This is a genomic window from Secundilactobacillus similis DSM 23365 = JCM 2765 (assembly GCF_001311075.1).
GTDB classification, from domain to species: Bacteria; Bacillota; Bacilli; order Lactobacillales; family Lactobacillaceae; genus Secundilactobacillus; species Secundilactobacillus similis.
Genome location: NZ_BBAD01000103.1, coordinates 1 through 9,359, shown reverse-complemented (window position 1 = coordinate 9,359; position 9,359 = coordinate 1). Strand labels below are relative to the sequence as shown.

Sequence of the window (9,359 nt, the reverse complement as noted above, 5' to 3'; positions counted from 1 at the left end):
TCCCGTATATTTACCTTCCTGCGCGTATTTTTCAATTTGATTAAAAGCCTGGTTAAGTTCGACCGTGGCTTTTTTTAGTTCCAATTGAATTAAGGGTAACCCATTAATCAATAGGGTTACGTCAAACCGGCGATCAGGATCGACATCTTGAGTACCAGCTAACCGTGGTCGCACTGCTTGCCGTACCACTTCATAACTAGATTTACCACCAGCGACGTCCGCTTTCCAAAACAACTCGAGCGTCACCGTGCCCAGCTTAGCATCATCACGTTCAACTTCAACTTTGCCAATGCCATTTTCGGCGGCTAGTAACTTAGCTGCTTCGTAAGGTGTCCGGACCTCAATCGCCCGTTTAACCTGATTAAATTCGGTATCAGTTAAAGGGTGTCCCTGCAATTTAGCATAATTATTGTTATTTAATTTATCACGAAAATTAGCCCATAATTGATCCGGCGTCGCACCATACAGGTCTTTGCGTTCCACCCATTGATTACTTCCGGTCGTTAAAGTTTTAACAACTTCTTTTTCAAACGACAGTTCCAACATAAAAACAGTCCTTCCCCACCTTTAAATTACTCACTAGTTTATTATACGCGAACCAATTGGCGTTTGTGACTGCTAAACTAAAGTGAGCCACTCAGAGCGTCAAAAACACCGCTACTGCTGAAAACAAAGGTTACGACGCTGGTAAGAAAATTTCGGGGACTAAGCGCCATTTGGCAGTTGACATCAATGGCTATTCACATGACGCGAGCGAACGTCCCTGATCGAGATGGGGTCAGTGCAATGATCGCTTTACACGCCATGCATTTACGACAGGTTCAAAATGTCTTAGTTGATGGTGGCTATTCAGGCGTTAATTTTCAGCTTGATATGGCAAGTAATTTAAACGCAACCGTGCAGGTTGCAAAGCGTAATGAGTTGCATCGATTCGAAGTCATGCCCCAACGTTGGGTAGTCGAACAATCCTTTAGTTGGTTAGAGAGCTGTCGGCGACTTTGGAAAAATTGTGAGCGTCAATTAACCACCAGTCTGCAAATGGTCGTTTTGGCATTTTTAGCACTATTACTTAATAGATTTTAGACAGCCTCTAAGAAGGTACTTCGTTCACTATTCACATATAAAACAGTTTTTGGACAAGTAATGTTTTCAGTGTTATAAAGACTTCTTTGTTGAAAGAATTGATTGTAAAAGATCTCTCAAAATTATGTCAAAGAGGTTACAATAAAGTTAAATTAAGCAGTGTCGGTGGTTACTCACAGGTTAGAGGGTATACTATCAAACAGAATGGTGATTACCATTAATGAAGGAAGTAATCATGAAAAAAATTATTTTAACCACCTTCTTAGCCCTAGGGGCTTTAGCGGGTGGCGTAGGCTTTTCAAATAATCAGTCGACCTTATCGATACAGGCTAATACCACCTATACATGGGGGAAAACTAAGGCCTATCCGAATCCAAAACCATTTTATTATTCAGGGGAATCATCCGTTTATTTATGGAGCAAATATCACACAACGAAACTCCATAATTTAAAGAATTACCCGAAGACTACTTGGTACCTTTCAAAGAGCGTGCAAATGAAACATAATGGGAAATCAGCGATTTATTACGCTGTCACCAGTGGTAATGGCAAAGTCAGTGGTTACGTTTGGCGTGGTTATTTAACCAAGGGAATTAATCCAATCGTCACTAATTCCACAAAAGCTGCAGAAGCCGCAATTACGGATTTATTTACAGGAGCTATTCATGACTCACAACTACAAACTATCGCTAATAAAAACGTTAGTATTGATAGCTATAATGACTACCAATCCATGCTGGATCCGTCTGAACAAAACCGTTTTGTCTCACTATCTATCGCCGGACCATCAAATAGTGCGGTGTCTAAGGAATTAATAGATGGTGAGTTAAGTTACAAAGATTATGTTAAAGAACGAATAACTAATGCTTTAACTAATTTTGATCAACGAAATACCGATGAATATAATTTGATTAAAGGAAAAAGCTTAGCTGATTTTAATGGTTGGAAGATTGCTGTCAAAGCTTTGCCCATTACTTCTGCTGCTTACGGAGGAGCTTTTATCTTGCTAATTGCCCCAGCTAGCTAAAAATAACATTAATATTATTTACTCTTGAATTTACACTTTAAGTGCAACACTAATTAAATAAAGAATGGCCCATGGCCAAATTTCTGTAAAATGATGTTTGCGAAAACAATCATGAAAGGAATTTAGCCATGGACCACTACAAGCATATTACCATAGATGAACGGGAAACTATCTTTTTAATGAGGAATCATGGAAACTCACTTCGTGAGATTGCCAGCCATATCAAGAAAAGTTACTCAACCATTTCTCGAGAATTAAGCCGTAATTCTACTGGTAAATCCTATTTACCTTCGAAGGCTCAGGAGAAGTACAAACAGCGCAAAGGCAACTGTGGCAGAGTCTCTCTTTTGAGTAATCCTCAGGTGTTTGAAGTGGTGAGAGAACACTTCTGCGAAGACCTTTGGTCTCCGGAGGAAATATCGAATCGCTTGGCAGTCGAAAAGTATCCGGTGCAGATCAGTACCACGACTATTTACCGTGGGATTTTCAATGGCTTATTTGATAATTTGTTTAAATCTGGCAGCTCTAGTGCCGTGCGCCATCTAAGGCATCACGGCAAGTCTCGCCACAATAAAGCTTATCAAGAAAAGCGAGGCAAGATTCCAATCCCCAACAAGATTCATGATCGTCCGCGAGAAGCTGACAACCGTGTAGAAATTGGTCACTGAAGGTGATACCGTGTTAGGCAAAAGCGGAAAGGCTTGTGTCGTTACATTGGTTGATCGAAAATCTCGTTACCTGCTTATTGGTAAAGCTGCTAAAAGAACTTCAGAAGCAGTCACGGATACTTTGAGCGACTTAATGAAGCTATGGCCTGGTAGATCGTTAACGATTACCCCGGATAGGGGTAAAGAGTTTGCCAAAGTTCAATGTTTAACTGATAAGTTTGGTACGCCCTTCTACTTTCCCGATCCTCACTCTCCTTGGCAACGAGGAACTAACGAAAATACTAACGGCTTGCTTCGCGAATATTTGCCAAAAGGAACTGACCTTGATTCAATTACTGACCGCCGGATACAAGCATATGCAGAACAAATGAATAATCGTCCCCGTAAATGTCTCGGATGGAAAACGCCTTATGAAATATTCTTTAATGTAGTGTTGCACTTAATTTGACAATTCAAGCTAATAAAAAACGAAGGGTCCTTGTAAAATCAACGTTTTAAAGATTGATTTTACAAGGACCCTTCGTTAATTAAAATCTATTTTGAATAACTTTAATCCCAAAAGCTTTTATCAGCCGTATAAATTCTATTTTCCAAGGTTTTTGTAGCATAAGGAAGATCATGGTAGGAAATACCAATATACAAATCCGAAGATCCAATTTGAATTCCTTCGGTTTCGACATTTTGGTCTCCCCAATTGGTATTTCTTAACTCAATCTGAGTTCCAGTTGTATGCCCCCAAGTAAATTTAGTTACTCCGTGAGTATCTTGAGTCGGATTCGGTCTAACAAAGATTAAAAACAGGCTCTTACATCATTAGGTTGATTTCCCGGGGGTGTATCACTTAAATGGAATTCATGATACCCGGTTAATCGGCGGGTGAGTTCGTGATTATCAAATTTCGGGGGGTAGCTGATGCGTTTTCAACAGCAAATCAATGGCTGCCCGAACTTCATCAATAATGTTACGATCCAAGCTGACCAGCAGTTTCAGGTCAGCATTAAAGGTTGCTCGTGGTTTAAATCGGAGTTTTTTCATGATTTAAACTGATCCCAATAATGGTCATCGGATTCGACAATTTCATCATCTGGCAAGACACGACGTTTGATCAGCTGATCGCGAGCAACGGCATATTCCAGTGACCCTTCTTTTGCCCGCAAAGCACGGTCATACCAATCCGTTTTTTCCTGGGAAATGACGGCGACTGATCGGTTGTTCGAGCGGGCAATGTAGACAGTTTCGTCATCATCATTAACTTGGTCGAGATATTTTTTTAAATGTGAGCGAAAATCGCTCTGTGTCAAAGCAACGGTCATTTAAATCACCCTTCTGTACTTAATTTCGTACTTTATTAAGTACGAAATTACAAACTCTGCGATTTCGATTTTTGCCCAGGTTATGGGGGCAATGGAACTTATGCCCCAACCACTTCACCGATGACCTCTATATGATGCCAAGCGTCAGTAGCAGTTCCAACATGTCAACTTCACCACAAAGATTAGTCTGTTGCGTATAGATGTTCCACTGATCACATATGTGGAGGGAACGAGTTACACTCGAATTCTTAGAAAATCAGTTGACATTCAGATGGCTTCTGATATAATAACAAAAAGAGCAATAAGTATTTCAACAGGAAAGGAAGTTGTAGTTAATGTCTAGGGTTTTTATACCAACAATCTTTGTCAAAATCCCCACAGATGGGGTTTATCATCCAGAGGGTTCTTGGTACAAAGCATCAATCGGTACTGAATTGAAGGGAACACGAGTTTTTAAGGTGCAACTTGTAGTTAATGGGAAAATCCGTCCTCGGCTCACTCTCTCATATGATTATGAAAGTAAGCAGTTTAAAAAAATTATCCAGGCCTTTGATTTTTTATCAAATTATTACCAGAAGAAGTTAACCAAACTGGATTCAGCACTTAAAGCGCAGGTAACTGATGTTGATTTGTCGGAAGAATTTAAGAAGGAAAGGAGTGAACGTTATGTTTGATTTCTTAGATGAACTAGGAATTACAGAAGAGCAGGCCAGTAGAACAAAATTTAAGTTTAATATTAGTGTGGACGGTGATCCCAACAAACCCGCCTTTAAGTTACTAAAAAATAATTTCCCTGGTTTTCTCACAATGACAGCTTGGCGAAATAGTGGTCCCAACAGTAATTTAGATGATTTTGATTACGTAATTTCTTTTGCTAGAGACCCTGTAAATAATAAACGGTATCTTTTTGGGGGTCTTTACTATGTTGAAAATTTGCCAAATGTAAAAAATATTAGGGATCAAGAAGGTTACCGACTTTATTTAGATCAAAAAACTAAAGAGAAAATTGGTAAATTATCTGTTATTTTAAATGACACACCAAAGCCAACATATGGAGTAAAATACCAAACGATAAAAGATATCGGCTTATTATTGGAAGTTGAGTCAAAGGATTAGGCCATGGGTTATATCGTGTGGATAATATGGGGTGGGAATAAATGATAAAGAAATGGATTCAATTAATTGTGATTTTGTTTGGTTTTACACTGGGAATTAGTGGCACAAACGTTATTACTAAGGCTTCGAGTTGGCACAAAGGAACTCCCAGTTTAATTAGAGGAACTTGGAGCTATAATCCTAGAGGACAAGAATGGGGTCAATATAAGATAAATAGAACATCTTATTATTCTGAATGGATGGGAATGCCTGAGGTAAAAGTAACCGGGGTCAAATATCGAGTTTTAGGAAATTATAAATATGAATTAACAGGGCATGGTCACAAAAATGGCATGTATAAAGGTGGACGGGATACAATTATAGTTAAACGGCAGGCACACTATTTATATGTCAAAATTCCCGGGATGACAGCTACTAAATATTATCATGGTGGTCTTTAATAAATAAAAAAAGAGGACAGTCAATTGAAAAAATTATTGATTATATTGGGAATGAGTAGTGCACTAATATTAGGATTTGGTTGGCAGCAATCAACGGTTCAAGCCTCAGATGGTTACAAAGCACGTTATACGAATCCAAGGTCCCTAAGATCGCATAAGTATTGGTACGGATACAGTAATTCTTATACCGGTAAATGGGGATATGAACGGATTCATTTCGCAAAGCATTCGGTTTATTGGGCTGAGAAAAACTATAAATCCGAGGGTTGGACAAAGAGCCATATTCCGGCCAAAAGATACTTCATCAAGAAGGCACACAATGCTGGTATTCTTTCGGAACTCGAGAAACTGATGACGTAAACTATGCTAAAGTTGATCATCGGTATTTGGGAAATTCTAAACATGTTGTTCTTAGTATTTTTGACATATCTAATGATCGTGGCGGTTATCAAGTACACGCTCCATACAAAGTATGGGACTACACAACACATCTAAAATGGGCTAAAGGTTGGTATTACAAAGTTCATAAGACACCTTGGTGAGATAACAAAAAAGGATTCTGACAATTAAGCCGGAGTCCTTTTGTCTTGGTTATTCAAGGGGCACCCGCTTTCGTTGAATCAGCTTTTGGCTTGCCGGCCACCGTTCCCCAGTAAAGCCGACAAATTCGATCGTTAGTTTTATATCTTGTCGTAATGCTTTTAGCAACTTTTCTAAATTAGCTAAATCATAGTTAGCTAATTTATGTAAGGGAACGGATTGCAAGCGCTCGTTAGCCCGTTGATTGTTAAAAAACAGATTATAGGTGTCATTAGTCAACATTAACCAGTAGCGGGTTTGGGGACGCCGCTTAAACAATAAGGTTAACCGACCCTTAATAATCTCGATATCGCTATTCATAGCTATTGCCTCCATTATGTCCGCCCACTAGTGAAGCCCGCTTGATAGCGGTGCCTCCCTTTAATAAACTAGTCGCGTAAACTAGTTTGGTGAACCCAAATTGCCGGTGAATTTCATCAATCACCTGGTTTAACCGGCTATGGCGAATTTGGTTGCGCGGGGTTTCAAATAAATTAAGTTGTTGGCCGGAGTTGGCACTTAGTTTACTGCTATAAACACCAATATTCCGGACAGCTTGACCGTCCCAATTCTGACGGAATAACCACAATAATTGTTGCGTCAAAACTTGATTGTCATTAGTTGGTTCAATTTTTAAAGCCTGGTTAAAGCCACCGCGACCATCTGCTTCAGCTGCGGCATAGGAAAACCCAATGCTTAGCGATAGACACCCCGCCAGTTTATGGTGGTGCCGAAGCCGCGCCGCCACCTGTTCCCCAATTTCTTTAATGACGGTTTCAATTTCGACTTGGTTAAAATAATCTCGTGGCAATACTTGCGAATTACCCAGCTAGCTTCTTTAACCTTAGTTGGTTCCGTAACTTGCGCGCGATCAATTCCCCAGGCCGTAGCAAATAATTGGCTACCAATGATGCCAAGTTGTTGTTTGAGTAAATAAGGGTTGGTGTGGGCTAGCTCATACATATTGTGAATTTGAAGCCGGTTCAAACGTTTCGCCATGCGGGGGCCAATCCCCCAAACATCCGTTAATTCAGTAATTGACCAAATTTTATCCGGCACCGTTTCGTAATGGATTTCACCGATCAATTCATGATTATGTTTAGCGTAAAGGTCTAAGGCTAATTTAGCTTGAACCGGATTGTCACCAATCCCCACGGTGGTATACAAGCCTAGTTTTTGCCGAACTGTCTTTTGAATCAAGCGGGCCACTTCGCGAACGGAATTGCCAAACAGCCGCCAAGTACGGGTCATATCAAGAATGCTTTCATCAATTGAATACGGCCAAAACTCTTTTTCAGTGGTAAATTGATGAAAGATCTGATTGATCTGCAAATTACGTTGAATATAAAGGTTCATGCGCGGTGGCACGACCCACAACCTGGGGTCATTGGGTAAGTCACGTTTACGGGAGACGTTGGCTTTAAGATGAAATAAGTGCTTAGCTTCGGGTGACGTGGCTAAAATGAGTCCGCCATTGGTATTTTCAGCTTCACTAAGGACCACTAATGGGACTTTTAAAGGATTTAGCCCCCGGGAAACGGCTTCGCAACTAGCATAAAAGGACTTGTTATCGATTAAGAAGAACACGCCATGCGGTTCATCATCAAAAAACATTTAGATCACTTCCGTTAGCTTTTACCTGTATTGTAGCATATAAGGCAAACACGTGTTCCCTAAAAGCTGCTAGAAAGCTGATTAAAAATAGTCGAAAGTCAGTTATAGTCATGTTATAATGTAGACAGAAAAAGGAAGCCCCGAGTGAATAGGACTTCCCTTGTAGAACCGCTTAAGACGGTGGCAAACTTAATAGATTAGATCAAAAATAATCCATCTGCTCGCCAAAGCTAAGACGGATTATTTTTTTGCTGACTTTTGATCAGCTCAACAATTAATGCAATTAAGGCTACGATAAAGGTACCGAAAGCCAGCATTAATTGTAAAGCGTCCGCAACGGACACTTTACAATTAATGCTGGCTTTCGTTAGGATTTATGGGCTTTAAAGGTTTAACACCATAAGCACCACCTCCGATTGGAAATAGCCACCGTCTTAACTTTTCTACAAGCTCAATTATACAAGAAGAGAGATGGACTAGGCAATGAACGATAATAATTGTGAAAAAACCAAGTATTTACAATATCTATTAGACAAGCAATTAGATTGGATACAAAAATCAGATACAAAAGCTTCAGTCTTATTATCAGCAATTGGGGTGTTATTTACTTTATTGATAAGCTCTCGCTTCTATGGTGTTGTAGTAAATTGTATCCACTATCTTTTTATCAAAGATAAAATTTTTTTAACGGTACTTATTTTTCTGCTAGTAATTGGATTAATATTAGTCTTTATTGGTGGATTCTATTTATTTTTTACCCTTATACCTAGATTGAAAAACATTTCCCATCAACAATCCCACATTTTTTTGGCGATATATCTCAAAATGGGCTAAACGAAATGAAAAATTACTTCTGCAAAGATTTTAATCCCAATGATGACCTAGTTAATCAAATATTTGTTAATGCCAATATTGCTGATACAAAAATGAAAAACTGCAATATTGGTATCAAATTTATATGTTTAGGCTTTGGGACAATTTTTCTAGTCACACTGATAGCATCTATTGGACTATCTATCAATTAATATGGAAGGACATGGAAAATAAAATGGGAAATAGTACAATTAATTTCAAGTCTTTTGATCTAAGTACAGCTGAAGATGTAATAAAAAAGATTCTAACAGATACAAATAAATTTGATCATCTGGATTACTTGCCTAGTTTAGATAACGCATTAAGTTACACTAATGGTGCTTACGTCAAAAATACCGCTTTTTTTATTGATATACGAAACTCTTCTAAACTGATTAAAAAAGAGGGATATGAAAGAAGAATAATAGCCAGATTTTATAGATCCTATATTAGCGAAATAATTGCAGTTTTAAGAAGTCATGAGTGTTGTAGGGAAATAAATATTGTTGGGGACTGTGTTTCAGCAATATTTATTGAAAACAAAGATAAATCAGGTGAATATAAAGACAGATCTGATGTTATAGAAGCTTTAGAATCAGCCTCTATGTTCAATCCTCTATTAGGAATAATAAATAATCTCTTTTCTAAGCACTATAAACGAAGAATT

9 protein-coding genes and 6 pseudogenes are annotated in these 9,359 nt (G+C 38.7%); 9 read left to right on the top strand and 6 right to left on the bottom strand.

Translation table 11 applies throughout. The features are described 5' to 3' along the window. A partial coding sequence (locus JCM2765_RS14980; RefSeq protein WP_162231425.1) for a type I restriction endonuclease occupies nt 1-546 on the bottom strand: 546 nt, incomplete at its 3' end. 92 nt (nt 547-638) lie between these two features. On the opposite strand from JCM2765_RS14980, the pseudogene JCM2765_RS17600 reads away from it, so the two are divergent. The 3 genes and pseudogenes from JCM2765_RS17600 to JCM2765_RS14965 all read left to right on the top strand — a co-directional run. Next, a pseudogene (locus JCM2765_RS17600) lies at nt 639-1,083 on the top strand (IS5 family transposase); the annotation flags it as partial. A gap of 235 nt (nt 1,084-1,318) precedes the next feature. Then, nucleotides 1,319-2,110 carry a hypothetical protein gene (locus JCM2765_RS14970; protein ID WP_054737396.1) on the top strand — a complete coding sequence of 264 codons (792 nt, stop codon included), beginning with the start codon at nt 1,319-1,321 and terminating at the stop codon, nt 2,108-2,110. Between the two features lie 128 nt (nt 2,111-2,238). Next, nucleotides 2,239-3,226 (top strand): annotated as a pseudogene (locus JCM2765_RS14965) (IS30 family transposase). Nucleotides 3,227-3,587: 361 nt separating this feature from the next. Here the strand turns inward: JCM2765_RS14965 and JCM2765_RS14960 are convergent. Continuing rightward, a pseudogene (locus JCM2765_RS14960) lies at nt 3,588-3,813 on the bottom strand (type II toxin-antitoxin system YafQ family toxin); the annotation flags it as partial. Further along, the gene (locus JCM2765_RS14955; RefSeq protein WP_054737395.1) at nt 3,810-4,091 is read right to left on the bottom strand and encodes a type II toxin-antitoxin system Phd/YefM family antitoxin; all 282 of its coding nucleotides are present in this window, start codon (nt 4,089-4,091) and stop codon (nt 3,810-3,812) included. The gene JCM2765_RS14955 and the pseudogene JCM2765_RS14960, both read right to left, overlap by 4 nt. A 335-nt stretch (nt 4,092-4,426) precedes the next feature. Here JCM2765_RS14955 and JCM2765_RS14950 point away from each other — a divergent pair, with 335 nt between their 5' ends. From JCM2765_RS14950 to JCM2765_RS14935, 4 genes are read left to right on the top strand one after another with little or no spacing between them, the layout of a single operon-like run. After that, nucleotides 4,427-4,765, top strand: coding sequence for a hypothetical protein (locus tag JCM2765_RS14950; RefSeq protein ID WP_054737394.1), 339 nt, complete (start codon nt 4,427-4,429; stop codon nt 4,763-4,765). Further along, on the top strand, nt 4,758-5,207 hold the full coding sequence (locus JCM2765_RS14945) for a hypothetical protein (RefSeq protein WP_054737393.1): 450 nt from the start codon (nt 4,758-4,760) through the stop codon (nt 5,205-5,207). The genes JCM2765_RS14950 and JCM2765_RS14945 overlap by 8 nt, the downstream gene beginning before the upstream one ends. A gap of 41 nt (nt 5,208-5,248) precedes the next feature. Beyond that, complete coding sequence (locus JCM2765_RS14940; protein WP_054737392.1) at nt 5,249-5,647, top strand: hypothetical protein; 399 nt, start codon at nt 5,249-5,251, stop codon at nt 5,645-5,647. A gap of 24 nt (nt 5,648-5,671) precedes the next feature. Beyond that, nucleotides 5,672-6,007 carry a hypothetical protein gene (locus tag JCM2765_RS14935; RefSeq protein WP_054737391.1) on the top strand — a complete coding sequence of 112 codons (336 nt, stop codon included), beginning with the start codon at nt 5,672-5,674 and terminating at the stop codon, nt 6,005-6,007. Between the two features lie 231 nt (nt 6,008-6,238). On the opposite strand, the gene JCM2765_RS14930 is transcribed toward JCM2765_RS14935, so the two are convergent. The 3 genes and pseudogenes from JCM2765_RS14930 to JCM2765_RS16860 form a co-directional block, all read right to left on the bottom strand. After that, on the bottom strand, nt 6,239-6,547 hold the full coding sequence (locus JCM2765_RS14930; protein ID WP_054737390.1) for a hypothetical protein: 309 nt from the start codon (nt 6,545-6,547) through the stop codon (nt 6,239-6,241). Next, nucleotides 6,540-7,840: pseudogene (locus JCM2765_RS14925) on the bottom strand (Y-family DNA polymerase). Before JCM2765_RS14925 ends, JCM2765_RS14930 begins: the two are co-directional and overlap by 8 nt. A gap of 230 nt (nt 7,841-8,070) precedes the next feature. Further along, nucleotides 8,071-8,157: a putative holin-like toxin gene (locus tag JCM2765_RS16860; RefSeq protein WP_153152501.1), complete on the bottom strand. Its 87-nt coding sequence runs from the start codon at nt 8,155-8,157 to the stop codon at nt 8,071-8,073. 166 nt (nt 8,158-8,323) lie between these two features. Between JCM2765_RS16860 and JCM2765_RS19380 the strand changes: the two are divergent. Together JCM2765_RS19380 and JCM2765_RS14915 are read left to right on the top strand one after the other, a co-directional pair. After that, a pseudogene (locus tag JCM2765_RS19380) lies at nt 8,324-8,865 on the top strand (Pycsar system effector family protein). A gap of 11 nt (nt 8,866-8,876) precedes the next feature. After that, nucleotides 8,877-9,359, top strand: a pseudogene (locus tag JCM2765_RS14915) (mononucleotidyl cyclase); the annotation flags it as partial.

Excerpts from the sequence above, each read along its gene's own strand:
- JCM2765_RS16860 (WP_153152501.1), bottom strand. The coding sequence starts at position 8,157 with ATGCTGGCTTTCGGTACCTTTATCGTAGCCTTAATTGCATTAATTGTT.
- JCM2765_RS14945 (WP_054737393.1), top strand. The coding sequence starts at position 4,758 with ATGTTTGATTTCTTAGATGAACTAGGAATTACAGAAGAGCAGGCCAGT.
- JCM2765_RS14930 (WP_054737390.1), bottom strand. The coding sequence starts at position 6,547 with ATGAATAGCGATATCGAGATTATTAAGGGTCGGTTAACCTTATTGTTT.
- JCM2765_RS14970 (WP_054737396.1), top strand. The coding sequence starts at position 1,319 with ATGAAAAAAATTATTTTAACCACCTTCTTAGCCCTAGGGGCTTTAGCG.
- JCM2765_RS14940 (WP_054737392.1), top strand. The coding sequence starts at position 5,249 with ATGATAAAGAAATGGATTCAATTAATTGTGATTTTGTTTGGTTTTACA.
- JCM2765_RS14950 (WP_054737394.1), top strand. The coding sequence starts at position 4,427 with ATGTCTAGGGTTTTTATACCAACAATCTTTGTCAAAATCCCCACAGAT.
- JCM2765_RS14955 (WP_054737395.1), bottom strand. The coding sequence starts at position 4,091 with ATGACCGTTGCTTTGACACAGAGCGATTTTCGCTCACATTTAAAAAAA.